19 protein-coding genes are annotated in these 22313 nt (G+C 69.4%); 9 read left to right on the top strand and 10 right to left on the bottom strand.

Going from position 1 to position 22313, the window contains the following annotated elements; all coding sequences use genetic code 11:
* Window positions 1-99 precede the first annotated feature (99 nt).
* Together obgE and proB are read left to right on the top strand one after the other, a co-directional pair.
* Window positions 100-1557 carry a GTPase ObgE gene (gene obgE, locus ACLBYD_RS07990; RefSeq protein WP_060651100.1) on the top strand — a complete coding sequence of 486 codons (1458 nt, stop codon included), beginning with the start codon at window positions 100-102 and terminating at the stop codon, window positions 1555-1557.
* A gap of 52 nt (window positions 1558-1609) precedes the next feature.
* Window positions 1610-2713, top strand: a complete 1104-nt coding sequence (gene proB, locus ACLBYD_RS07985) for a glutamate 5-kinase (protein WP_447815993.1) — start codon at window positions 1610-1612, stop codon at window positions 2711-2713.
* A gap of 5 nt (window positions 2714-2718) precedes the next feature.
* Here proB and ACLBYD_RS07980 read toward each other — a convergent pair whose 3' ends face one another.
* On the bottom strand, window positions 2719-3564 hold the full coding sequence (locus tag ACLBYD_RS07980; protein WP_447815992.1) for an NAD-dependent protein deacetylase: 846 nt from the start codon (window positions 3562-3564) through the stop codon (window positions 2719-2721).
* A gap of 5 nt (window positions 3565-3569) precedes the next feature.
* Window positions 3570-5108 (bottom strand): ATP-dependent DNA ligase, encoded by a 1539-nt coding sequence (locus ACLBYD_RS07975; protein WP_447815991.1) that lies wholly within the window; start codon window positions 5106-5108, stop codon window positions 3570-3572.
* A gap of 136 nt (window positions 5109-5244) precedes the next feature.
* Between ACLBYD_RS07975 and ligD the strand changes: the two genes are divergently transcribed.
* Window positions 5245-6192 (top strand): non-homologous end-joining DNA ligase, encoded by a 948-nt coding sequence (ligD, locus tag ACLBYD_RS07970; RefSeq protein ID WP_447815990.1) that lies wholly within the window; start codon window positions 5245-5247, stop codon window positions 6190-6192.
* 24 nt (window positions 6193-6216) lie between these two features.
* Here the strand turns inward: ligD and ACLBYD_RS07965 are convergent, their stop codons facing one another.
* From ACLBYD_RS07965 to ACLBYD_RS07945, 5 genes are all read right to left on the bottom strand, one after another.
* On the bottom strand, window positions 6217-7152 hold the full coding sequence (locus ACLBYD_RS07965) for a D-isomer specific 2-hydroxyacid dehydrogenase family protein (protein ID WP_060651095.1): 936 nt from the start codon (window positions 7150-7152) through the stop codon (window positions 6217-6219).
* 49 nt (window positions 7153-7201) lie between these two features.
* The gene (locus tag ACLBYD_RS07960; RefSeq protein ID WP_006551191.1) at window positions 7202-7600 is read right to left on the bottom strand and encodes an ectoine synthase; all 399 of its coding nucleotides are present in this window, start codon (window positions 7598-7600) and stop codon (window positions 7202-7204) included.
* A gap of 58 nt (window positions 7601-7658) precedes the next feature.
* On the bottom strand, window positions 7659-8948 hold the full coding sequence (gene ectB / locus ACLBYD_RS07955; protein WP_447815989.1) for a diaminobutyrate--2-oxoglutarate transaminase: 1290 nt from the start codon (window positions 8946-8948) through the stop codon (window positions 7659-7661).
* Between the two features lie 61 nt (window positions 8949-9009).
* Window positions 9010-9516 (bottom strand): diaminobutyrate acetyltransferase, encoded by a 507-nt coding sequence (gene ectA / locus ACLBYD_RS07950; RefSeq protein WP_006551193.1) that lies wholly within the window; start codon window positions 9514-9516, stop codon window positions 9010-9012.
* A gap of 216 nt (window positions 9517-9732) precedes the next feature.
* On the bottom strand, window positions 9733-11892 hold the full coding sequence (locus tag ACLBYD_RS07945) for a RecQ family ATP-dependent DNA helicase (RefSeq protein WP_447815988.1): 2160 nt from the start codon (window positions 11890-11892) through the stop codon (window positions 9733-9735).
* 349 nt (window positions 11893-12241) lie between these two features.
* On the opposite strand from ACLBYD_RS07945, the gene ACLBYD_RS07940 reads away from it, so the two are divergent.
* Window positions 12242-13783: an acetyl-CoA hydrolase/transferase family protein gene (locus tag ACLBYD_RS07940; RefSeq protein WP_120284166.1), complete on the top strand. Its 1542-nt coding sequence runs from the start codon at window positions 12242-12244 to the stop codon at window positions 13781-13783.
* 100 nt (window positions 13784-13883) lie between these two features.
* On the opposite strand, the gene ACLBYD_RS07935 is transcribed toward ACLBYD_RS07940, so the two are convergent.
* The gene (locus ACLBYD_RS07935; protein WP_447815987.1) at window positions 13884-14498 is read right to left on the bottom strand and encodes a DUF3515 domain-containing protein; all 615 of its coding nucleotides are present in this window, start codon (window positions 14496-14498) and stop codon (window positions 13884-13886) included.
* A 96-nt stretch (window positions 14499-14594) separates the two neighbouring features.
* Here ACLBYD_RS07935 and ACLBYD_RS07930 point away from each other — a divergent pair, with 96 nt between their 5' ends.
* The 3 genes from ACLBYD_RS07930 to ACLBYD_RS07920 are packed head-to-tail and all read left to right on the top strand — an operon-like array spanning window position 14595 to window position 16871.
* A complete protein-coding gene (locus tag ACLBYD_RS07930) occupies window positions 14595-15566 on the top strand; it encodes a thiamine-phosphate kinase (RefSeq protein ID WP_447816065.1) in 972 nt (323 codons plus the stop codon).
* Between the two features lie 45 nt (window positions 15567-15611).
* Entirely contained in the window at window positions 15612-16139 is a 528-nt protein-coding gene (locus tag ACLBYD_RS07925) for a gamma carbonic anhydrase family protein (RefSeq protein WP_016932499.1), read from the top strand.
* Between the two features lie 3 nt (window positions 16140-16142).
* A complete protein-coding gene (locus ACLBYD_RS07920) occupies window positions 16143-16871 on the top strand; it encodes a uracil-DNA glycosylase (protein ID WP_447815986.1) in 729 nt (242 codons plus the stop codon).
* A gap of 22 nt (window positions 16872-16893) precedes the next feature.
* On the opposite strand, the gene ACLBYD_RS07915 is transcribed toward ACLBYD_RS07920, so the two are convergent.
* Together ACLBYD_RS07915 and rpmB are read right to left on the bottom strand one after the other, a co-directional pair.
* Window positions 16894-17709: an enoyl-CoA hydratase/isomerase family protein gene (locus tag ACLBYD_RS07915; protein ID WP_060651087.1), complete on the bottom strand. Its 816-nt coding sequence runs from the start codon at window positions 17707-17709 to the stop codon at window positions 16894-16896.
* A gap of 70 nt (window positions 17710-17779) precedes the next feature.
* Window positions 17780-17971 (bottom strand): 50S ribosomal protein L28, encoded by a 192-nt coding sequence (gene rpmB, locus ACLBYD_RS07910; RefSeq protein WP_006551201.1) that lies wholly within the window; start codon window positions 17969-17971, stop codon window positions 17780-17782.
* Window positions 17972-18204: 233 nt separating this feature from the next.
* On the opposite strand from rpmB, the gene ACLBYD_RS07905 reads away from it, so the two are divergent.
* Together ACLBYD_RS07905 and recG are read left to right on the top strand one after the other, a co-directional pair.
* A complete protein-coding gene (locus ACLBYD_RS07905; RefSeq protein WP_447815985.1) occupies window positions 18205-19893 on the top strand; it encodes a DAK2 domain-containing protein in 1689 nt (562 codons plus the stop codon).
* A gap of 45 nt (window positions 19894-19938) precedes the next feature.
* Entirely contained in the window at window positions 19939-22230 is a 2292-nt protein-coding gene (gene recG / locus ACLBYD_RS07900) for an ATP-dependent DNA helicase RecG (protein WP_447815984.1), read from the top strand.
* Window positions 22231-22313: the final 83 nt, after the last annotated feature.

Here is a 22313-nt window from a genome sequence, read left to right as displayed (position 1 = left end):
ACATACTCCCAATAGGGGCGGGCCAGGGTCGCACACCCTGACCCGCCCTTGTTGCGTTGATCACCAGGTTTGTTTTTTAGGACGAGAGAAGGTCCACCCATGTCCCGCTTCATCGACCGGGTGGTGCTGCACGTCAGCGCCGGCAAGGGCGGCAACGGCTGCGCCTCCGTCCACCGCGAGAAGTTCAAGCCGCTCGGCGGCCCCGACGGCGGTAACGGAGGAAACGGCGGCGATGTCGTCCTCGAAGTCGACCGCAACGTCCACACCCTGCTCGACTTCCACTTCCACCAGCACGCCAAGGCGACCAACGGTGCCCAGGGCGCCGGCGGCCACCGCAACGGTGCCAACGGCGGCGACCTCGTCCTGAAGGTTCCCGACGGCACCGTCGTACTCGACCGCGACGGCCGCATCCTCGCCGACCTCGTGGGCACCGGCACGCGTTTCGTCGCCGCGCACGGCGGTCGCGGTGGTCTCGGCAATGCCGCACTCGCATCGAAGGCACGCAAGGCCCCCGGCTTCGCGCTGCTCGGCGAGGAAGGCGAGGAACTCGACCTCGTCCTCGAACTGAAGTCCGTCGCCGACGTCGGCCTCGTGGGCTTCCCCTCGGCCGGCAAGTCGTCGCTCGTGTCGGTGCTGTCGGCCGCCAAGCCGAAGATCGCCGACTACCCGTTCACCACCCTCGTGCCGAATCTCGGTGTGGTGCAGTCGGGCGACACGACCTTCACCGTCGCCGACGTGCCCGGCCTGATCCCCGGCGCCAGTGAGGGTCGCGGTCTCGGCCTCGACTTCCTCCGTCATCTCGAGCGCTGCGCCGTGCTCGCGCACGTTGTCGACTGCGCGACCCTCGAACCCGGCCGCGACCCGATCTCCGACATCGACGCGCTCGAGGCCGAACTCGCCGCCTACCAGCCCGCGCTGTCGGGCGACAGCGGACTCGGTGACCTCGCCGAGCGCCCCCGGATCGTGATCCTCAACAAGGCCGACGTGCCCGACGCGAAGGAGCTCGCCGAGTTCGTCACCCCCGAACTCGAGGCCCGCGGCTGGCCGGTCTTCACGATCTCGGCCGTCAGTCGCGACGGCCTGCGTCCGCTGACGTTCGCCCTCGCGAAGATGGTCGACGAGTACCGGGCGGCGCATCCGCCGGCCGCGCCCACCCGCCCCGTGATCCGTCCCGTCGCCCGCGACGAGGAGGCCTTCACCGTGGTCCGCGATCCCGAGGTGCCCGGCGGATTCATCGTGCGGGGCACCCGTCCCGAGCGGTGGGTGCGCCAGACGGCCTTCGACAACGACGAGGCCGTGGGTTACCTCGCCGACCGCCTCGCCCGTCTCGGCGTCGAGGACAAGCTCGTCAAGCTCGGCGCGGAACCCGGATGCTGGGTCACCATCGGCGAGGTCGGTTTCGAGTGGGAACCGCAGACGCAGGCCGGCGTGGACGTCGTGCCCACCGGTCGCGGCACCGATGCCCGTCTCGACCAGGTCGACCGCGTCGGCGCCGCCGAGCGTCGCCACGCGAAGAAGGTGCGCCGCGGTCTGGCCACCGACGACGAGTTCGAGTAACCGGCCCAGCGTTCCCACCGTTCAGGAAGCCCCGAAGCGTACCGAGGAGAACATGAGCGACACCCGGGAGGTCGTCTCCCACGCCCGCAGCGTAGTGGTCAAGATCGGCTCGTCGGCGATCACGAGTCTGGTGGGCGGGCTCGACCGTGGCCGGCTCGATCGTCTCGTCGATGCCATCGAGGCCCGGATCCGCACGGGTTCGAGTGTCGTCGTGGTCTCCTCGGGTGCGGTCGGTGCCGGGCTCGCACCGCTCGGTCTCACGAGTCGGCCGCGTGATCTCGCGACGAAGCAGGCCGCGGCCAGCGTCGGGCAGCTCACCCTCGCCCACGCCTGGGGCACCTCCTTCGCCCGCTACGACCGCACGGTGGGCCAGGTGCTCCTCACCGCCGACGACATCGGCCGGCGTACTCAGCACCGCAACGCGCAACGCACCCTCGACCGGCTGCGTTCGCTCGGGGCGGTCCCGGTGGTCAACGAGAACGACACCGTCGCGACCGTCGAACTGCGCTTCGGCGACAACGACCGGCTCGCCGCCCTCGTCGCGCATCTCATCGGCGCCGACGCGCTGATCCTGCTGTCCGACGTCGACGGCCTGTACGACGGGGATCCCCGCAAGGGCTCGGCGAACCTCATCCCCGAGGTCCGCACCCCCGAGGATCTCGACGGTGTGGTCGCCGGGTCGGGCGGCGCGCTGGGCACCGGTGGCATGGCGTCGAAACTGTCCGCGGCCCGTCTCGCGGCGGACTCCGGGGTGCCGGTGCTGCTCGCCGCGGCCTCCCAGGCCGATCGCGCGCTGGGCGCCGCCGACGTAGGCACGGCCTTCGCAGCCCGCCCGCAGCGTCTGTCGGCGCGGCGTTTCTGGGTGCGGCACGCCGCCGACGTCCACGGTTCGCTGTATCTCGACGAGGGTGCCGTGCGGGCCGTGATGGAGCGGCGACGCTCGCTGCTCGCCGCCGGAATCACCGGCACCAGTGGCGGTTTCCACGCCGGCGACGTCGTGGGCATCGTCGCGCCCGACGGTCGCACGGTCGCGCGCGGGGTGGTGGCCTACGACGCGTCCGAACTCGATTTCATGATCGGCTTCTCGACCGGGCAGCTGCCGCCGGATCTCCAGCGACCCGTCGTGCACGCCGACGATCTCGTCCGGGTGGTCTGAGAACCTCACGAAGTCGGTGCGGTCACCGCGTCGGCGAGGAAAGCGAGGGTCTCCGAGGTACCCGCCTCGAGCTTGAGGGTCGCCAGCGCATCCCCGCGGGTGGGGCCACGATTGATCACCACCACCGGGATGTTCCGCTGCGCGGCGCGACGCACGAAACGCAACCCCGACTGCACCGTCAGCGAACTCCCGGCGACCAGCAGGGCGTCGGCACCGTCCACCACCGAGAAGGCGAGATCGACGCGCGAGCGCGGCACCGTCTCCCCGAAGTACACGATGTCGGGTTTGAGCATCCCGCCGCAGCGCTCACAATCGACGACGACGAAGTCCTCGGTGTCGGTGACCACCGCGTCCGCATCGGGGGCGACCTCGAGACCGGTCGTCGCGCGCATCCGGTCGTCGAATCCCGGATTGGCCGCGCACAGCCGTTCGTGCAGCGTGAATCGCGAGATACGGTGCTCGCACGACAGGCATCGGACCTGCGCGTAGGTGCCGTGCAGGTCGACGACCCGCCGGCTGCCGGCCTTCGTGTGCAGCAGGTCGACGTTCTGGGTGATCACGCCGACGACGGAACCGGCGCGTTCGAGGGCCGCGAGCGCCCGGTGCCCGGCATTCGGGCGCGCGGCGTCCATGTGCTTCCAGCCGACGTGGTTGCGGGCCCAGTAGCGTTGCCGGAACTCCGCGTCGCCGACGAACTGCTGGTAGGTCATCGGGTTGCGGGGCGGCGAGTCCGGTCCGCGATAGTCGGGGATACCGGAGTCCGTCGACAGCCCGGCGCCGGTGAGAACAGCGATCCGACGGCCGTGCAGGAGAGCGGGCAGGTCGTCGGAACGGAGTGGAACGTCGATCACTCCTTCTACGGTAGGCCGCTTCCGGGAACCGGTGCCGCGGGCAGCAGCGCGCGGACCGCATCGATGGTGTCGGCGTCGGCGGCCGACTTGTCGGGCCGGTACCGCAGCACCCGTGCGAAGCGCAGCGCCACCCCGCCCGGATAGCGGCTGCTGGTCTGCACTCCGTCGAGTTCGACCTCGACGACGATCGCGGGTCGTAGGTGGACGGTGTGCTCGTCACGGTGTGTCTCGTGGCGCGGGAATTCCTCTGTCTGCCACTGCAGCAGCGCATCGGTGAGTCCCTTGAACGTCTTCCCGACCATGATCGGCGGACCACCGTCGGGGTCGCGGGCACCGAGGTGCAGATTGGACAGGAAGCCGGTGCGGCGCCCGTAACCCCACTCGGCGGCGAGCACCACGAGATCCAGGGTGTGCTCGGGTTTGACCTTCTGCCAGGCTCGGCCCCGACGTCCGGCGGTGTAGGTCGACGTGAGCGACTTCACCATGACGCCCTCGTGACCGTTGCCGAGCGAGTCACCGAGATGCGCCTCGGCGCTGTCGGTGTCCGGCGCGACGAGCGTGGGGATGCGGTGCTCACCCGCGACGCGGGCGAGATGGTCGAGACGCACCGACAGCGGCTCGTCGAGCAGGTCGTCGCCGTCGAGGTGCAGGCAGTCGAAGAAGTACGGGTGGAGGAGCAGTTCGCGTTCGGAGCGGGCCCCGAACCGGCTCATGGTCTCCTGGAACGGTCGGGGACGGCCGGCATCGGTGAGCGCGAGTGTCTCGCCGTCGAGCACGACACTGCGGCACGGCAGCGCCCGGACGAGTTCGACCAGTTCGGGGACCGATGCGGTGATGTCGCGCAGCGTGCGGGTGAAGATCCACACCGCGTCTTCGTGGCGGTGCACCTGGATGCGTGCACCGTCGAGTTTGTACTCCACGCTCACCGCCCCGTCGAACTCGATGAGTGCCGCCTCGAGCGACTCGGCGGGCGAGGCCAGCATCGGCCGAACCGGTCGGCCGAGTTCCAGGCCGAACTCCGCCAGCGCGTCGACACCACCCTCGAAGGCCGCCGCTGCGGCCTGCGCGAGTCGGCCCGACAACATCACCGCCCGACGGACCGGTTCGACGGGGAGACCGGCTGCCGCTGCGACCGCATCGGTCATCACCCCTTCGAGCGCACCCTGCCGCAGCTCACCGCCGAGGAGCGCGACGAGGAAGCGCTGCTCGGCCTCGGTGGCCCGTCCGAACAGATCCAGGAGCAGTTGCTGCCGCGCGGCGGTGGATCCGGAACCGGAGATGCCGGCGAGGCGGTCGAGGAAGCCGGACACCTCGTCGACGGAGAGCATGGGATCGTCGGCGACCGGTGCGGAGAGGCCGGCGAGGGTGCGGAAACCGACACCCAGGCGACCCTGGGTCATCTCTCCGGACAACCATGAGACCACCGCTTCGACCTCGTGAGGTTCGGCGCGCCCGAGTAATTCCCGCAGCAGATCGATCTTGGTGCGTCGTGACCGTGTGGCGGCGACGGCGACGGAGGTGTCGACAACCGAGTGCAGCAGCATCGCTTCGACGTTAGCGCCCGGACGTGCCACGCGGAGGAAATCGTGCGCCGGGGTGTATTTCCGCACGCGGGTGGGAATCGAGAGGCCAGGATGGTGCACAGGACGCCTCCAGGCGGGGGAGGGACGGGAGACGCGGATGAGCAAGGACGCCGATGCAGTCGAACTCGACGTCGACGGTCGCACGGTGCGCATCACGCACCCCGACCGCATGTACTTCCCCGAGATCGGGGCGACCAAGCTCGATCTCGCGAACTACTACCTGAGCGTGGGGGAGGGGATCGTCCGGGCACTCCGTGAGCGGCCTTGCATGCTGCACCGGTTCCCCGACGGTCTCGAAGGGCAGAAGGTGCACCAGAAGCGGCTGCCGCGCGGGGCTCCGGACTGGGTCGAGACCGTGCGGGTGCACTTCCCGCGCTACGACCGCGACGCCGACGAACTGTGCGTGACCCGTCTCGCCGACGTCGTGTGGGCCGTGCAGATGTCCACCGTGGAGTTCCATCCGTGGAACTCGCGGCGCAGCGACGTGGAGCGGCCCGACGAATGGCGGATCGACCTCGATCCGATGCCCGAGTGCGATTTCGACCGGGTGCGGCGCGTGGCGTCGGTGGCGCACGCGGTGCTCGACGAACTCGGTGCCGTGGGCTGGCCGAAGACCTCGGGCGGCGACGGCCTGCACGTCTACGTCCGGATCGCGCCGGAATGGGAGTTCGACGACGTCCGAAGGGCCGCATGGGCTTTCGCGCGGGAGGTGGAACGACGCGCGCCCGGCGACGTGACGACGGCATGGTGGCGCAAGGAACGCGACCCGTCGGCGGTCTTCGTCGACTACAACCAGAACTCGCGCGACCACACGATCGCCAGTGCCTATTCGGTCCGCGGTGTGCCGGAGGCGACGGTCTCCGCTCCGGTGCGGTGGGACGAGATCGACGACCTCGAACCACGGGACTTCACGATCCGGACCGTGCCGAAGCGGTTCGAGGAACTCGGCGACCTGCACGCGGGTATCGACGACGCGGTCTTCTCCCTCGATCCGCTCCTGGAATGGGCGGAACGCGACGAGAAGCAGGAGAAGGCGTCGGAGTGAGCCCTGTGGCCCGGTAGACGTGGCCTAGTAGCCGGCGCTGGGATCGACGACCCCGATCGGCACGAGGCCGGACGCGAACCGTGTGACGTTCTCGGTCACGTGCTCGAGATAGGCCGGGATGCGCAGCGGGGGTGGATTGGCGTCGTGGGGAGTGATCACGGCGTTGGGGAGCGTCCACAACGGATGATCGTCGGGGAGCGGTTCGGGATCGGTGACGTCGAGCCCCGCACCCCCGATCGCGCCGGATCGGAGAGCGGCGACGAGGGCGTCGGTGTCGACGAGATCGCCCCGGGCGACGTTGACGACCCACGCCGTGGACTTCATCGCTGCGAGCTCGGTTGCGCCGACGAGCTGCTCGACGTCGAGAGTGGCCGTCGCGGAGATGACGAAATGATCTGCCAGAGGCCATATCTCGTCGATACGTTCGACGGGGAACGTCTCGATGGCTCCCGGCACGGGACGACCGCTGCGGGTGACGGCGAGCGCGCGCGCCCCCAGCGCGGCCAGCATCGGGATCAGCGCCCGGCCGACACCCCCGGCGCCGATGATCCCGACCGTCGCGCCGCGGAGGGTGCCGACGACCGGCGCGAGACTCTCGGGTGTCCACGAGGTGGCCGCCAGATGGGCCGGCAGGGCCCGGACCCCGGCGAGCAGGAGCAGGAGCGCGTGCTCGGCGACGGTCGTGGAGTAGGCCGCGGCCGCCGACGTCCAGGTGACGCGAGGGTGAGCCTTGACGACGCCCTGCGACAGCCAGTACTCGACACCGGCGGACGGTAGCTGCACCCAGCGGACGGAGGCGGGGAGGACCTCGGGGAAGTCCTGCGGCCCGGCCGTCCAGACGAGCGCGTCGGGGGTGTCCTCGAGTCCGCAGGGCACGCCGCCCCCGCCCGTGACCGCCCGTTCGAAACGGGGGTCGCGCTCGGGGCCGACAGCGATGCGGGGCGCACGCTCGGGAGTCATGGTCTCGACTCTAAGCGTCCGCCCCGCATCGGTCACGTGGTTACCGCACTCAGGCGGGTTCGACGATCAACGGGTACACACCGTTCTCGTCGTGCACCTCACGGCCGGTGACCGGGGGATTGAAGACGCACAGCATGCGCATGCGCGTTTCGGGGAGCACACGGTGACGCTCGTGTCCGTTGAGCAGGTACATCGTGCCCGGAGCGAGGTCGTACTCCACGTCGTTGTCGAGGTCCTGGAGCTTGCCGGTGCCCTCGACGAGCCACACGGCCTCGACGTGGTTGGCGTAGTGGAACTCGTTGACGGTGCCGGGCTCGATGGTGGTCTCGTGGAACGAGAAGCCCACCTTGTCGCCGGCGAGGACGATGCGCTTGCTGCGCCACTGGCCGTCCTCCGAGACGACGTCGCGCTCGGTGCCGGTGATCTCTTCTGTCGTACGAACGATCATGGGTGTCGAAAGTCCTTCTTCTGCAAGTGGGTTCGGAACGGGCGGAGCGGGGGACCGCTCAGGAACGGACCTTGGCGGTCGCTTCCGCCAGGATGTTCAGCCCGAACTCGAGTTCGTCGTCGGTGATGGTCAGCGGCGGCAGCAGCTTGACGACCTCGTCCGACGGACCGGAGGTCTCGGCGAGCAGACCCTCTTCGAAGGCCAGGGCGCAGACCTTGTCGGCGTCCTCCGGCTTGTCGAAGACCAGGCCCTGGACCAGGCCGCGGCCGCGGGTCGAGACGCCGTCGAACATGTCCGACAGGTTCATGAAGGTCTGGCGGATGCGCTCGCCCTTGCGCAGGGTGTCGCGCTCGAGCTTGTCGTCGGCCCAGTAGTGCTCGAGGGCGGCAGCCGCCGTCACGAAAGCCGGGTTGTTGCCGCGGAAGGTGCCGTTGTGCTCGCCCGGGCCCCACACGTCGAGCTCACGCTTGAACAGGGTGAGCGCCAGCGGCATTCCGTATCCGCCGATCGACTTCGACAGGGTCACGATGTCGGGCGTGATGCCGGCGATCTCGAACGAGAAGAACGGGCCGGTGCGGCCGCAGCCCATCTGCACGTCGTCGACGATCAGCAGGATGTCGCGTTCCTTGCACAGGTCGGCCAGAGCGCGAAGCCACTCGGGGCGAGCAACATTCACGCCGCCTTCACCCTGCACGGTCTCGACGATGACCGCGGCCGGACGGTTCAGGCCGCTGCCCGCGTCGTCGAGGACGCGCGAGAACCACTGGAAGTCCTCGGTGACGCCGTTGAAGTAGTTGTCGAACGGCATCGGCGTGGCGTGGACGAGGGGGACACCCGCGCCGGCGCGCTTCATCGAGTTGCCGGTCACCGACAGCGCACCCAGGGTCATGCCGTGGAAAGCGTTGGTGAAGTTGATGATCGACTCGCGACCGGTCACCTTACGGGCGAGCTTCAAAGCCGCCTCGACGGCGTTCGTGCCGGTCGGGCCGGGGAACTGGACCTTGTAGTCCAGGCCGCGCGGCGCGAGCACGTGCGACTCGAAGGTCTCGAGCAGCTTGCGCTTGGCGACGGTGTACATGTCGAGGCCGTGGGTGATGCCGTCGCTCATGATGTAGTCGACCAGGGCCGACTTGAGAACCGGATTGTTGTGGCCGTAGTTCAGGGCTCCGGCGCCGGCGAAGAAGTCGAGGTAGTCCTTGCCGTCCTCGCTGCGCAGCCAGGATCCCGATGCCTTGTCGAAAACGGCGGGCCAGCCGCGGCTGTAACTCCGGACCTCGGATTCGAGGTGCGAGAAAATCGCAGTATCGGGCTTACTGGTGGTCTCGGGCTTGTTTTCCAGGATGGTCATGTCGTGGTCCTCCTGTGATTATTCGAGAATTATGAAGATGTCGCGCGCACATGCGCTGCGATCATTCGCCGATGGTGTAGAGATCCTCGGCCAGATGTGAATCGGGGAAATCGTCGGGCGCGAACAACTCGGTGCGAGTGATATGCGTTCCGCGGCGACGCGCGAGAGCGGTGAACATTGCGATCGACGCTTCGTTGTCGGGACTCACCGTCGTTTCCAGACGGGTCACGCCGAGCGGCTCGAGTCGGTCGAGCAGAGCGTCGAGCATACGACCGGCCACTCCACGTCCACGCTGGTCTGCGTCGACTGCCACCTGCCAGACGAACAAGGTGTTCGGGGAGTCGGGGCGGCGGTAGCCGGTCACGAATCCCACGGGGCGATCGGTGTCGTCCGTTGCGACGACCGATGTGTCGGCGAAATCGCGACACCACAGCACATATGCGTAACCGGAATTGACGTCGAGAACCTGCGAATCACGCGCAATCTGCCAGAGTCGTCTACCGTCGGCGATACGCGGACGCCGGAATTCGATTGCAGCCGGCTCACTACCGGACTCGGTTGCGGCCACGTCCGAAGAGGTGGTCGCGGTATTCGATTCAGCCGAGTCGGGGGTCGGGGTACTTCTTTCCTTGACGGGCCTCATATGTCCTTTCAACCTAACAACTTCCGGTGTCGAGATCACGCCCGTGTCCGGAATCGGGATCGGAACCCTGTGGTCCGTGCAGGTCGAGCGCATGTTGTGATGCCGGTCACAAACATGTTACGTCGGTCCTCCTCGTGGCGATTACTTCGGGCTCGCGAGTGCGTACGGCAACACCGCGTCGGCTCCCGCGGCGACGAGAGTTCTCGCCGCCATGGTGAACGTCCAGCCGGTGTCGGTCACCGCATCGACGAGAAGGATCGGACCACTCGACCCGAGGTTGTCGGGTCGCTCCCACGCGTCGACCAGTGCGGTGACCCGATATGCCGAGTTCGCTGCCGTCGGCTCCGTATTCCCGCTTCGGCGTCGCAATACACCTAGATCTCGTAATCGTCCGATTTGTGCCAATCGGGACGCGAGTGACTCGACGAGCAGGGGATGTGTGGGGGAGTCCATGGCCATGACGGCGGTGGGCCGCTCCTCCCAGTCCCACGCGGCGAGCACCGCGATCGACGCGTCGACCACCCCCTTCGGCACTTCGCGGTCCGGTCCGTCGAGCAGTTCGCGCAGTCGCGGCCCCCATCCCAGATCCGACAGCCGGCCCAGCACGCGCCCGGGGCGCGGACCGTCCGTGATCCGGCCCGACAGCGGGATCCCGAGGGTGGACATCCCGGTGGGCCACTGCCGGCGTGGCTGCAGATCGACGCCGGGGCGTTCGAGGCGGGCGCGGGTCCGGGCGACCTCGTCGTCGCCGACGGACGTCTCCCATCGGGAGCCGATGCAGTTGTCGCACCGTCCGCAGCCGGGGCCTCCGGCGGTGTGATCGGAGCCGGGGCTCCGGGTCTCGAGATCGGGGTCGTCGAGTTGACGGCGGAGGAAGACCATGCGGCATTCGGTGGTGCGCTCGTATTCGAGCATCGCCTCCTGTTCCGCGGCGCGCGCCTCCTCGAGCCGCCCGTAGCGCTCCTCGTCGTATGTCCAGGGCTGCCCGGTGGCGATCCAGCCGCCCTTGACCCTCTTCACCGCTCCGTCGACGTCGAGGACCTTGAGGACCATCTCCAGGCGGGAGCGCGTGAGGTCGACCCGCGGTTCGAGCGCTGGGGTCGATACCGGCCGTTCGGTATCGAGCGCCGCGATCACGCGTCGTACGAGCGCCTCGTCCGGGAAGGCGACCGAGGCGAACCACTGCCAGATCCGGCGGTCCTCCGGGCCGGGGAGCAGAACCACCTCGGCGCGCTCGGTGGAGCGACCCGCACGCCCGACCTGCTGGTAGTAGGAGATCGGGGACGAGGGAGCGCCGAGGTGCACCACGAAGCCGAGGTCGGGCTTGTCGAAGCCCATGCCGAGCGCCGAGGTCGCGACGAGCGCCTTGACCTTGTTGGCGAGGAGATCCGCCTCGAGCTGTTCACGCTCGGTCGGTTCGGTCTGACCGGTGTATGCCGCCACTGCATAGCCGTGGTCGGTGAGCAGCGCAGCGAGGTCGCGGGCGGCGGAGACCGTCAGTGCGTACACGATGCCCGAGCCCGGCAGATCCTCCAGATGCTGCGCGAGCCACGCCGCGCGTCGTGCCGGTTCGTCGATCCGCACCACCGACAGGTGCAGCGACGGACGGTCGAGTCCGCCGCGCAGCACGAGCGTGCCGTCGGAGCCGGCATTGCTGCTTCCACCGCGGTCGCTGCCCCCGCCGACACCGAGTTGGGCGGCGATGTCGGCGACCACCCGGTCGTTGGCGGTCGCGGTCGTCGCCAGGACCGGGATGTCGTCGCCGAGTTCGGCGACGAGGGTGCGGATGCGGCGGTAGTCGGGCCGGAAGTCGTGACCCCAGTCCGACACGCAGTGCGCCTCGTCGACGACCACCAGTCCGGCGTCGCGGGCGAGGGAGGGCAGCACCTGGTCGCGGAAGTCGGGGTTGTTGAGGCGTTCGGGGCTGACGAGGAGGACGTCGACCTCGCCCGCCGCGATCCGCTCGTGGATCGCCGCCCATTCCGTCACGTTGCCGGAGTTGATGGTCGCGGCGTGGACGCCGGCCCGCTCGGCGGCCGCGACCTGGTTGCGCATCAGGGCGAGCAGCGGCGAGACGATCACCGTGGGGCCCCGGCCCTGCCGGCGCAGCAGCTTGGCGGAGATGAAGTAGACGGCCGACTTCCCCCAGCCCGTGCGCTGGACGACGAGGGCGCGGCGACGGTGCACCACGAGCGCCTCGATCGCGACCCATTGGTCGTCTCGGAGCCGGGCATCGGGGCCTGCCAGCTCGCGGAGAAGGTGCTCGGCATCGTCGCGCAACAGGTCGGTGGAGTTCGTCATGCTGCAATCGTGCCCGACGGCGTTCCGTCACGGCGGCGGTGAACGGTTCTCCGGGGGCGGCGAACGGTACTGATGCGGCGGCGAACGGGGATACCGTAGAGATGGCGGCGGAGCGGCTCTCGCGAAAGTTGGTGGCACCCAGTGTCAGTCCGCGTAGCGGAAATCATCATGTAAAATCTTGCGAAACAACAACTTCCGATTACATCGATCTTGGAGTGCGACTCGTGACACTCTGTGTCCAAATTGGTGACGGCGATCGCCGGTCCGGCCCGAGTGTGACGAGCGGATCACCCGCGCCGCTATGGTCGTCGTCATGTACGCAGCCCTTTCATCCCCCGCAGCACCGTCTGTGGAGTCGGTCGTCGTGACCCCGGCCGAGGCTCGGGTACGTCATGAGACCTACCGCAAGAAGATCGTGTCGGCGCAGGACGCCGTCCAGTGGATCCGTCCCGGCGACACGGTCGCCATCAGCGGCTTCGCCAGCGCAGGTACCCCGAAGGCCGTGACCCCGGCCCTCGCCGAACACATCCGGCGCACGCGGGCGACCGGCGGCGACTTCCGGATCAACCTGCTCACCGGAGCGTCGGTGGCCTCCGACACCGAGCGCATGCTCGCCGATGTCGACGGAATCGCGCTGCGTATGCCGTACCAGGCAGAGCCCACCGCCCGAGGGCGGATCAACGAAGGCCGCATGGACTACGTCGACATCCACCTGTCGCACGTCGCCCAGCAGGTCTGGGAGGGCTACTACGGACACGTCGACGTCGCCGTCGTCGAGATCTCCGGCATCACCGAGACGGGCGAGCTGATCCCCGCCACGTCCATCGGCAACAACAAGACCTGGCTCGACGTTGCCGAGAAGGTGATCCTCGAGGTCAACACGTGGATCCCCGCCGCAATGGACGGCGTGCACGACGTCTACTACGGCACCGCGCTTCCCCCGAACCGTCGTCCGATCGACCTCACCGACGTCGAGGACCGCATCGGCCAGCCCTACTTCCGGATCGATCCGGAACGCGTCGTCGCGGTCGTCGAGACCGACCGTCCCGACAGCGCCACGGCGCTCACGGCGCCGGACGCCACCAGCCGGGCGATCGCCGACCACGTCCTCGACTTCTTCGCGCACGAGGTCGCCGCGGGACGGCTGCCCGCCGATACGCTGCTCCCGCTGCAGTCGGGTGTCGGCAACGTCGCCAATGCCGTGCTCGCCGGTCTCGACAGCGGACCGTACCGGGGGCTGACCTGCTACTCGGAGGTCATCCAGGACGGCATGCTCGACCTCGTCAAGCACGGCACCGTCCGGTTCGCCTCGGCGACTGCCCTCGCACTGTCCGAAGCGGGGCTGAACGACTTCGTCGAGAACATCGACTTCTACCGCGACCACATCATGTTGCGGCCGCAGGAGATCAGCAACCACCCCGAGATCGTGCGGCGACTCGGCATCATCGCCATGAACGGCATGCTCGAGGCCGACGTGTACGGCAACGTCAACTCCACCCACGTGATGGGCACCCGCATCATGAACGGCATCGGTGGCTCCGGCGACTTCGCGCGCAACGGCTACCTGTCGATGTTCCTGAGCCCGTCGACGGCCCGCGACGGCGCGATCTCGTCGATCGTCCCGATGGTGCCGCACGTCGATCACACCGAGCACGACGTGCAGGTCATCGTGACCGAACAGGGTCTCGCCGATCTGCGCGCACTGTCTCCCCGCCGTCGGTCGCGGGTCGTCGTGGAGCGCTGCGCGCATCCCGACTACCGCGCCGAACTGCTCGACTACATCGAGCGCGCAGAAGCCGCCCCCGGAGCAGGTCACACCCCGCACCTGCTCGGTGAGGCGTTCTCCTTCCACGAGCGCTACCAGCGCACGGGGACCATGCACGCGTCCTGATCGACGCGGCGACGAACACGGTCGGCCCCGGCACCACACCACGGTGCCGGGGCCGACCTTCGTTCGTGGGTCGTAGTGGAGACGGCGGGGTCGATCCCGCTCAGCGGATCGGCGCCGGATCGATCTCCTGCTGCGGGAGCGTGGCCGAGATCGTCGCCGTGATGTCCTGCAGCGGGGTCGGCCCGGATCCGTCGGGCACGGTCAGCGCCACGTAGACCGGCCGGTCGACGGCGAACCATGTGCTCGCCGGGATACCCTGCTCGGCTCCCGACACCTCGAACCACTGCACGTCGTCGATCACCTGCAGCGCCGCCGCCTGGTCGAACTGGTCGGGCCGGTCGAGACCACAGCGCAGGACGACCTCCTCGCCGTCGTCCGACTGCCAGGCCGCCGCACCCACCGGTGCCGGATCGGCCAGTTCGGCGCGCGTGTAGTCACCGAGCTCCTCCGGCAGCGCGTCGAGCAACTGCGAGCAGGATTCGGATTCTGCTTCCGGAGCGGGCACGGGACCGAGGCCGACAGGCGTGTTCACCGGTGACTGCGACACGATCACGGCCGCCACCACCACGCCGACCAGCAGAGCGACGGGCAGTGCGATCGCCGTGGCGATCAGCGCGGGACTGCGTCGCGTCCCGTCCGATCCGGGTGCCTCGGCGGGGGCGTCGTCGGAAGGTTCGCGATCGGAAGCAGAGGTGTCGTTCATCGTGTCCAGCATCCGGGCTCGGGGACAGGGGGCGGTAGCGTGATCGAACGTAGCAGGGCACGTGCCGGCTCTCTCCCACCGCCGACCGAGAAAGAGGCGACCGTCACCGTGACGAACCCGACCGGACCCACCGTCGCCGACATCGGCGAATTCCCCGTGATCGAGCGCGCGGTGAGAGCACGGCGGCAACCTGACAGCACACTCGTCGGGCCGGGCCACGACGCAGCGGTCGTGACAGCATCCGACGGGCGCATCGCGATCTCGACCGACATGCTCGTCGAAGGACGTCACTTCCGGTTCGACTGGTCGAGCCCGGAGGAGGTCGGACGCAAGTCGGTCGCCCAGAACGGAGCCGATGTCGCCGCGGTCGGCGCACGCCCCACGGCCTTCGTCGTCGGCCTCGGTTGTCCGCCCGAGACTCCCGTCGCCGTGCTCGACGGCATCTCGGCGGGAATCGGGGAGGCTGCGGAGGAGATCGGCGCCGGAGTCGTGGGAGGCGATCTCGTGCAAGCGGGTCAGGTGATCGTCTCGGTCACCGTGCTCGGCGAACTCGACGGACGGCCACCGCTGCTCCGCTCCACCGCCCGCCCCGGCGACGTCGTCGCCCTCGCCGGTCGCACCGGTCGCTCCGCGGCGGGTCTGGCCCTGCTGCTGGCCGGCAACCGGGACTTCCCCGAACTCGTCGCGGCGCATCGTGTGCCCACTCCGCCCTACGCCGCAGGTCCTGCAGCGGCCGCAGCAGGCGCCCACGCATGCACCGACATCTCCGACGGTCTCGTCGCCGATCTCGGGCACATCTGCACGGCTTCGGAGGTCGCGATCGACCTCGACTCCGGTGCGCTCGCTCCCGACACGCAACTCCGCGAGGCCGGTCGGGTACTGGCGGCCGACCCGTGGGACTGGATCCTCACCGGCGGCGAGGACCATGCCCTCGCAGCGTGCTTCCCTCGCGAGGTCGCCCTGCCGGACGGATGGCGGCCGATCGGCGTGGTCCTGGAAGGCTCCGGCGTCACGGTCGACGGACAGCGCCGCGACGGATCCGGAGGCTGGGAGAGCTTTGCGGCGGGCGCTGGTCACTAGGGCGACCTCTCCGGGTGGGGTTCGCTCGAGATAGGTTCTGCAGTCATGGCTGTCTACGCACTCGGCGAGCGTGTCCCCGATATCCATCCCGACGCGTGGGTTCACCCCGACGCGGTCGTGATCGGCAACGTCACCCTCGGTGCCGGTGCCTCCGTGTGGCCCTCGGCGGTGCTGCGCGGGGACTACGGCACGATCACCGTGGGGGAGAAGACCAACATCCAGGACGGCACGATCATCCACTGCACCGCGATCGAGGCCACCGTCATCGGCGCGCGGTGCGTCGTCGGGCACAACGCGCACATCGAGGGCTCCACGATCGGTGACGGCGCGCTGATCGGCTCGGGTTCGCTCGTCCTCAACGGATCGGTCATCGGCGCCGGAGCGCAGGTCGCCGCCGGCGCCCTGATCCCACCGCGCTTCGAACTTCCGCCCCGCCGCATGGCGATGGGCATCCCCGCGAAGGTCCGCGAGGGCTACGAGGTCCCCGAGAACAACTTCGACGCCAACGCCGAGATGTATGCGGCGAACGCCGCCTACTACCGGACCGCCCTCCGCCGCATCGACCAGGAGTGACAGGTGGCCGACACCGTCGACACACAGTCCGCGGCCGGGGGAGCGGACGAGCCCCGTGCCGGTCGGCCCCTGTCCGAACTCGTCGACCCGGGCTGGGCGCGAGCACTCGAACCCGTCGCAGGTGACATCACCGCGATGGGGCAGTTCCTCCGCGCCGAACTCGCCGCGGGCCGCAGTTACCTGCCGTCCGGTCCGAACGTGCTGCGTGCCTTCACACAGCCGTTCGAGTCCGTCCGCGTTCTGATCGTCGGGCAGGATCCCTATCCCACTCCGGGTCACGCTGTGGGACTGAGCTTCTCGGTGGCTCCGGCCGTCCGGCCGATCCCGCGCAGTCTCGCCAACATCTACCGCGAGTACACCGACGATCTCGGTCTGCCGCAGCCCTCCACGGGCGACCTGTCGCCGTGGACCGAGCACGGTGTCCTGTTGCTCAACCGGGTCCTCACCGTCGCGCCGGGCCAGCCGGCCTCGCATCGCGGCAAGGGCTGGGAGGCCGTCACCGAGCAGGCGATCCGCGCGCTGGTCGCGCGCGGTACCCCGCTCGTCGCGATCCTGTGGGGCCGCGACGCGGCGACCCTCGAACCCATGCTCGGTGGTGTGCCCACCGTGAAGTCGGCGCACCCGTCCCCGCTGTCGGCCTCACGCGGATTCTTCGGGTCGCGTCCGTTCAGCCGCGCGAACGCCCTGCTCGTCGAGCAGGGCGGCGAACCGGTGGACTGGCGACTGCCCTGACCACCGATCCGCCGCCCGGATGTCAGGCGCGGGCCGAATCCCAGTCCGGGCGCCGCTTGGCGACGAAGGCGTCGACACCCTCGATACCCGTGGGCGTCGTCGCGGCCGCGGAGATCGAGGCGGCTTCGGCATCGAGGTGGTCGGACAGCGATCGTCCGGCCGAGCCCGCCACGAGCGAGCGGATGGCGGCGTAGGACTGCGTGGGGCCGTGCGCGAGGGTCCGTGCGAGTCGCAACCCCTCGCTCTGGATCTCGCCGTCGGCGACGAGCCGGCTGAGCAGACCCAGGCGCACGGCTTCGTCGGCGCCGATCACGGCGTCGGTCATGATGATCTCCCGTGCCCGCGACGGGCCGACGATCCGCGGCAGGGTCCACGACATGCCGCCGTCGGGGGAGAAGCCGATCGACGGGTACGCGGCGCGCATCTTCGTGCCGGGGCCGGCGAGCGCGATGTCGGCGAGCAGCGCCAGGCTCATGCCGGCGCCGGCGGCCCAGCCGTGCACGGCGGCGACGACCGGCACGGCCGCCTTCTCCAGTTCGCGCACGAAGTCGTGGAAGAGGTTCGCGATCTCGAGCAGGTGGGCGCCACGGTCCTCGGCCGCGGCGAATCCGTGGACGTTGCCGCCCGCGCAGAAGTTCGCACCCTCACCGACGAGCAGCACGGCGCCGATCTCCGGGCCTGCCGCACGCAGGGCTGCGATGCCCTGCTCCATCCCTGCGGGGGACAGGGAGGTGCCGTGCTCGGAGGTCGCCACGGCGATCCGCAGGACGCGGTCCTCCACGCTCACCAGTGAACGGAGAGAGTCGCTGTCGGGGAAGGAAACTTGGTTCTCGGTCATTCCCGCACGATATCCGGCCGCAGGATCCAACGGCGAAGGNAGGGGGCCTTCGCTACGACTCGACCGGGAATCAGCCGCGGACGACCTTGCCGGCCTTGAGGCAGGAGGTGCACACGTTCATCTTGCGGGTGTTGCCCGGTGCAACCTGAGCGCGCACGCTCTGGATGTTCGGGTTCCAGCGACGGTTGGTACGCCGGTGCGAGTGCGAGACCGACTTCCCGAAGCCGGGGCCCTTGGCGCATACGTCGCAGACGGCAGCCATGTCGCGAACTCCTTGTGTCTAGTGGATAGATCTTCTGTCTGTTGTTTCGCCTTGCGAACACGGGGAACGAGCCGCCCGTGCGAGGCAACCCGGCAAGCTTAGCGAACTCGAGGGCGGTTGGCCAAACCGGACGGTGCGACGACTCGCGGCTAACCTGTTCGCCAGGGCTCGGCACCGTGCGCAACGGTACCGATCGTAGAGGTGGACGATGCTCGTAGGACGAGGCGAAGGGGGTGGAATCGTTGCTCGGAGCCGAGGACACGGTGGACGGGCGGGCGCTGCGCCGGTGGGTCGAGTTCGGTGTGGAAGCGCTCGAACAGCGCCGAGCGGAGATCAACTCGCTCAACGTCTTCCCGGTGCCCGACGGGGACACCGGAAACAATCTGCTGATCACCCTGCAGGCCGCGGCGGCCCGGATCGGCGGGCCCGTGGACGGCGCGCTCACCGCATCCGACGTCGCCGAAGGGCTCGCGCGTGGCGCCTTCGCCGGGGCGCGGGGCAACTCCGGGATCATCCTGGCGCAGGCACTGCGCGGTCTCGCCGACGCGATCGCGGGACTGACGACGGTCGGCGCCCGGGACCTCGCCGCCGCCTTCTCCAACGCCGCGACGCTCGTGACCGGAGCGCTCAGCGCACCCGCGAAGGGCACCATCGTCAGCGTCCTCGAAGCTGCGGCCGACGGCGCGACCCGCGTCGCCTCGGAGACGGATGCGACCGTGTGCGATGTCGCAGTCGCGAGTGCCGACGCCGCCGCCGACGCGCTGCAGCGCACCACCACCCAGCTCGACGTCCTCGCCGAGGCAGGGGTCGTCGACGCCGGCGGCCTCGGCCTGCTCGTGCTGCTCGACTGCCTGGTGGAGGTCACTACCGGAACACGGCCCGATCGCCGGATGGTGCTCGCCGGCACCTCGCGGCCCGTCGTCGAACCCGAGATCGTCGACGAACGTCACGACAGCGACCAGCAGGAATACGAGGTGATGTATCTCGTCGGGAATTCCGACGACGCGCGCATGGATGCCTTGAGGTCCTCCCTCGACGCGCTCGGCGACTCGGTCGCGATCGTTGCCGGGGGATCGGGGTGCTGGTCCGTTCACGTGCACTGCTGCGAGCCCGGAGCCGCCGTGGAGGCCGGTCTCGCGGCGGGTTCGCTGAGCCGCATCGACATCACGTGCTTCGCGCTCGAGTCCGCGCGTCGCGGGTGCGGCGACGGTCCCGTGGCGCTGGGCACGGCTCCCGCCCCGGTCCGTGCCGAGTCGGCGGAGGAGCAGTCCCGGGCGGTCCTCGCAGTGGTGGGCGGCGAGGGCGCGGCCGAACTGTTCGAGGCGGAGGGTGCCCGGGTGCTGCGGGCCGAGGAGATCTCAGCCCCGGACGAACTGCTCGAGGCGATCCGGGCACTGCCGAGTCGGGACGTCCTAGTGCTGCCCAACGGTGCGCTCTCCGCGCAGGACGTCGTCGCTGTGGGCGCCCGGGCGCGGCGGGACGACCGCGACGTGATGTTCCTGCCGTCCTCCTCCGTGGTCCAGGGACTGGCCTCGTTGGCCGTGCACGACCCGATGCGCGCCACCGTCGACGACGCCTTCGCGATGTCGGAGGCGGCGTCGTGCGTGCGCTGGGGATCGCTGCGGTACGCGAACGAACGTGCGCTGACCTGGGTCGGAACGTGCGAGCCCGGCGACAGTCTCGGACTGGCCGGCCATGATGTCGTAGTGATCGAGCATGATCTGGTGACAGCGGGAGCGTCGCTGCTCGACAGGATTCTCGCCGCGGGCGGCGAGCTCGTGACGATGCTGGTCGGCGCCGACGCCCCCGACGGACTCGTCGAGCAACTGGCCGCTCACCTCGATCGCCGTCACCCGGAGATCGACGTGGCGGTCTACCAGGGCGGTCAGCGCAGCGACCTGCTGCAGCTCGGCGTCGAGTAACCGGTGCGCCGCGAGGCCACCGCAGGAGTAGCGGAAGGGACGGCAGTGGCGACACTCGCGGACCGGCTCGATCATGTCCTCGGCCGCAAGACGGCGGACGCCTTGCACGACGCGTTCGGGATGACCACCGTCGAGGATCTACTGAGGCACTATCCGCACCGCTACGCCACCCAGGGCGCCGAACTCGGCGAGAGTCGGCCTGCCGAGGGCCAGCACATCACGATCATCGCGCGGGTCGAGTCGGCGCAGGAGGTGCCGATGAAGTCCCGCGCCGGCAAACGCCTCGCGGTGCGGTTGCGCTCCGATCGCCACAGCATCGACGTCACCTTCTTCAACCCGCACCGGGTCAAGCACAACATCAAGCCCGGCGTGCGCGCGATGTTCTCGGGGACCGTGAAGTACTTCCGCGACAAGTGGAGCCTGACCCACCCGAGCTATCTCGTGCTGCCCGAGCCGCGCGACGCCGAGGACCTGGTCTCGGCAACCCCCGCGCGGGTGCGGGGCGCCGGCGCCCTGGCGGGTCTCGCCCGCACCGCGCAGGACGGATCGGGAGTCGACATGTCGGTCTTCGACCGCGCGCTGATCCCGATGTACCGCGCGACGCGCGAGGTCGAGTCGTGGACCGTCATGCGCTGCGTGCGGCAGGTGCTCGACCAGCTCGACCACGTCGACGATCCGCTGCCCGAGTGGGTGCGCGACGAGCACGGCTTCGTGGGCCTCGACGAGGCGCTCCGCTCGATCCACCTGCCCGACACGAAGCAGGAGATCGACCGGGCACGCGACCGTCTGCGGTTCGACGAGGCCGCCGCGGTGCAGCTCGTGCTCGCCGGACGCCGGCACGACGTCGAGGTGCGGTCGGCGCCGTCCTGCCCGCGCCGCGAGGGCGGGATCGCCGACGAGTTCGACCGGCGGCTGCCCTTCGATCTGACGGCCGGGCAGCTCTCGGTGGCCGACGAGATCGCGGCCGATCTCGCACGCGAACACCCCATGAACCGGCTGCTCCAGGGCGAGGTCGGTTCCGGCAAGACCATCGTGGCGCTGCGGGCGATGCTGCAGGTGATCGACTCCGGTCGGCAGTGCGCGCTGCTCGCACCCACCGAGGTGCTCGCGGCGCAGCACGCGCGCTCGCTCACGAAGATGCTGGGCGATCTCGCCGCGGCGGGCGAACTCGGCGCCCATGAACTCGCGACCCGCGTGACCCTGCTGACCGGCTCGATGGGGGTCGCACGCAAGCGGGCCGCGCTCAACGAGGCGGTGACGGGCGATGCCGGGATCGTCATCGGCACGCACGCGCTGATCGAGGACACGGTGAAGTTCTGGGATCTCGGTCTCGTGGTGATCGACGAGCAGCACCGCTTCGGTGTCGAACAGCGCGACGCACTGCGCTCGCGGGGTCGCGACGGCGCGTCCCCGCACGTGCTGGTGATGACCGCAACACCCATCCCGCGCACCATCGCGATGACGGTGCTCGGCGACCTCGAGGTCTCGACCCTGCGCGAACTCCCCAGAGGACGGTCGCCGATCGTCAGCCGCGTGGTGCCGGCGAAGGTGCATCCGAAGTGGGTCGACCGCGCGTGGGAACGCATCCGCGAGGAGGTCGCCGAGGGACGGCAGGCCTACGTGGTGTGTTCCCGCATCGGCGACGGCGATTCCGACGACGACGCGCTCTTCGATCCGGACGGGCCCGAGCCGTCGGGATCGGGAAAGGGCAAGCAGGCCCCGCCCGAAACCGTCTCTGTGCTCGAGCAATTCGAATTCCTCACTTCCGGTCCGCTGCGCGACCTGAGGGTGGGGCTGCTGCACGGCCGCCTCCCCGGCGACGAGAAGGACGCGGTGATGCAGGCCTTCAACGCCGCGGAGCTCGACGTGCTCGTGTGCACGACCGTCGTCGAGGTCGGTGTCGACGTGCCGAACGCGACCGTGATGGTGATCGTCGATGCCGACCGGTTCGGTGTCAGCCAGTTGCACCAGCTGCGCGGTCGCGTCGGTCGTGGCGGCCACCAGGGCCTGTGCCTGCTCGTGACCGACGCGAAGCCCGCGACCCCGACGATGATGCGGCTCGAGGCAGTCGCCGGCACCACCGACGGTTTCGAACTCGCCCAGCTCGACCTGCAGTTGCGCCGGGAGGGCGACGTCCTCGGTGTCGCCCAGTCCGGCACCGTGTCGACGCTGCGGTTGCTCTCGCTCGTCGACGACGCCGACGTCATCGAGGCGGCCCGCGACTTCTCCCGGACGGTGACGGAGAAGGATCCCGGCCTCGAACACCATCCGGGGCTCGCGAGCATGGTGCGGGCGGCGCTCGACGCCGAGCGCGTGGCCTATCTCGACAAGTCCTGAGTTACGTTCCGTACACCGTGCCCCAGAACCCGCGGTGAGGTTTCGGTGGCCGTGCCCGGCGTGTTGACGCTGTGTTACGACGG

The organism is Rhodococcus sp. C26F, from assembly GCF_053345925.1.
Note: the sequence above shows the minus strand (reverse complement) of the source record. Positions and strands in the feature narration are given on the sequence as shown.

Coding starts and splice junctions, on each gene's coding strand:
- obgE (WP_060651100.1), top strand. CDS start 100: ATGTCCCGCTTCATCGACCGGGTGGTGCTGCACGTCAGCGCCGGCAAG.
- proB (WP_447815993.1), top strand. CDS start 1,610: ATGAGCGACACCCGGGAGGTCGTCTCCCACGCCCGCAGCGTAGTGGTC.
- ACLBYD_RS07975 (WP_447815991.1), bottom strand. CDS start 5,108: ATGCTGCTGCACTCGGTTGTCGACACCTCCGTCGCCGTCGCCGCCACA.
- ligD (WP_447815990.1), top strand. CDS start 5,245: ATGAGCAAGGACGCCGATGCAGTCGAACTCGACGTCGACGGTCGCACG.
- ACLBYD_RS07965 (WP_060651095.1), bottom strand. CDS start 7,152: ATGACTCCCGAGCGTGCGCCCCGCATCGCTGTCGGCCCCGAGCGCGAC.
- ACLBYD_RS07960 (WP_006551191.1), bottom strand. CDS start 7,600: ATGATCGTTCGTACGACAGAAGAGATCACCGGCACCGAGCGCGACGTC.
- ectB (WP_447815989.1), bottom strand. CDS start 8,948: ATGACCATCCTGGAAAACAAGCCCGAGACCACCAGTAAGCCCGATACT.
- ACLBYD_RS07945 (WP_447815988.1), bottom strand. CDS start 11,892: ATGACGAACTCCACCGACCTGTTGCGCGACGATGCCGAGCACCTTCTC.
- ACLBYD_RS07935 (WP_447815987.1), bottom strand. CDS start 14,498: ATGCTGGACACGATGAACGACACCTCTGCTTCCGATCGCGAACCTTCC.
- ACLBYD_RS07925 (WP_016932499.1), top strand. CDS start 15,612: ATGGCTGTCTACGCACTCGGCGAGCGTGTCCCCGATATCCATCCCGAC.
- ACLBYD_RS07915 (WP_060651087.1), bottom strand. CDS start 17,709: ATGACCGAGAACCAAGTTTCCTTCCCCGACAGCGACTCTCTCCGTTCA.
- rpmB (WP_006551201.1), bottom strand. CDS start 17,971: ATGGCTGCCGTCTGCGACGTATGCGCCAAGGGCCCCGGCTTCGGGAAG.